The sequence below is a fragment of the Bartonella sp. 220B genome (assembly GCF_026930205.1).
GTDB lineage: Bacteria > Pseudomonadota > Alphaproteobacteria > Rhizobiales > Rhizobiaceae > Bartonella.
Window position 1 is genome coordinate 1 of the sequence record NZ_JANHOI010000055.1, and the last position, 1,336, is coordinate 1,336.

At 45.7% G+C, this 1,336-nt stretch carries 1 pseudogene; it reads left to right on the forward strand.

From position 1 onward, the window contains the following. Window positions 1-1,336: pseudogene (locus NPX99_RS08640) on the forward strand (hemagglutinin repeat-containing protein); the annotation flags it as partial.

The following is a 1,336-nucleotide window of genomic DNA, read 5'->3' on the forward strand; positions in this document are numbered from 1 at the left end:
AGCCATAAGGGATGAAGGGGGGACAGGAGATATTCTCTTTGTTGCTCCAGGGGTTATGGTGGATGAGAGCACATCGGTTTTAGCAGCTAGGGACTTTGTGATCAAAACGGGGCGATTGGACAATAGTGGTCAATTGGCAGCGGGACAGGATCTAGCCTTTATGGTGACGGGGGATGCCACCAACAGTAAAACGGGTTTAATCTATGTGAAGGGCAATGGCTTTTTGCAAGTTGATGGTGCAGTGTTGAATGATTTTGGTGCCATTATGGCCGAGGAAGATTTGGTGTTCAGCAATGCAGAGGGCACGGGCAAGAGCCTTTCGCTTGTCAACAAAGCAGGTTTTATTCAAGCTGGTGGAAACTTGAATATCCAAACCACTACACTTAAAAATGAAGCAGATAGCACGCCAGAAATCATCGAAACATCCGAATATGCAACCATCGCATTCGAAAAACCAGAGGGCTTTGATTTTCTCGACGGTAGAGATTTATATCATGATACGAGATTGAGTAGCTGGGGCAAAGGAAAGCTTTCTAAATGGCCGTTCGGTAGTGACGATAAGAACTATATATTTGAGCAACAGATTTGGGCGAGCAAAGAAGAAATTTATGGTACAGTAACCTTGGAAGATGGAACAGTTTATAAGGCATTTACTTGGAGATGGAATGGTAACAAAAAAGGCATAGAACAGTATTCCTGGAATGGTTCTCGGCGGAAGGGAGGATGGTTCGGGTCAATAAACGAAAACTGGTCACACATGACAAAGCAAACTGTCACGCAGGCATTTTCGCATAAACCAACCGTGCAGGGGATGATACAGTCGAGCGGTGATCTCACCATTAACGCCGATAGTATTGACAATCATTATAGTCTTATGAAAGCGGGAGGAAGTGCCGATATCCATGCAGATGTGCTGACCAATTTGGGGGAAACGGCTTATAAAAAAATCTTTATGCACTGTAACGCCGATACAGACAATTGTTATGGCTATAATGCTGATGGAAGCCGCGATGTTTCTTTAGACATAGCTAACAAAGGCCCTGGTCGCCATATTAGCTCAGAAGCTTTGGAGAGCGTTTCTGGTCTTGTCCAAGCGGCCGGCACGTTGAATTTGGTGTTTGGAACGCTTAACAACACAGCGGCGGAAGGTTCCATTACAGGGGATGCACATTTTGAAGCTAAAGCCGTTGGAGGAAATCCACTGGATGCCTTAAATGGCTTAATCGCGGCGGGTGCTCTCTTTACGCCAAACATTACTATGAATGATACAGCTGGTGTTTCCGATGGCAGTTCTTTGCCTGTACCAAAACCGCAATCGGGTGGTGTTGGTGGCACC